Genomic DNA, 383 nt, shown 5'->3' with positions numbered 1-383 from the left:
CGGCCAAGGCGCCGAGCAGCAGCGACCCTGCCACGTTGACCAGCAATGTGCCCCAGGGGAACACCGAGGCGTGTCGGGACTGCACGGCCCGGTCGGCGAGGTAGCGCAGCGGCGCGCCGATGGCCGCGCCCAGGGCGATGAGCAGGACGGTCATCGGGCCGCCCGGCGCAGCAGCCCGGCGGTGACCGCATCGCCCAGCCCGACCGCGACGAGCGCCCCGAGCACCGTCGCGGCGAGATACGCCAGCGCGGTGCCCGGTGCGCCCGCGACGATCGCCTGCTGGACGTCGACCGCGTACGTGGAGAAGGTGGTGAACCCGCCGAGCACCCCGACCCCGAGGAACGGGCGCGCCAGCGGGTGCCCACCGTCGAGGTGCCCGAGCA

At 75.5% G+C, this 383-nt stretch carries 2 protein-coding genes; both read right to left on the bottom strand.

The features are described 5' to 3' along the window. Window positions 1-154, bottom strand: a 154-nt coding sequence (locus KBX53_RS35970) for a CrcB family protein (RefSeq protein ID WP_210864141.1), incomplete at its 3' end; no start/stop codon positions are given. After that, the coding region (locus KBX53_RS35965) for a CrcB family protein (protein WP_210864140.1) at window positions 151-383 on the bottom strand (233 nt) is incomplete at its 5' end. The genes KBX53_RS35970 and KBX53_RS35965, both read right to left, overlap by 4 nt.

Source organism: Micromonospora sp. M51, from assembly GCF_018070305.1.
Lineage (GTDB): Bacteria > Actinomycetota > Actinomycetes > Mycobacteriales > Micromonosporaceae > Micromonospora > Micromonospora parva.
Note: the sequence above shows the minus strand (reverse complement) of the source record. Positions and strands in the feature narration are given on the sequence as shown.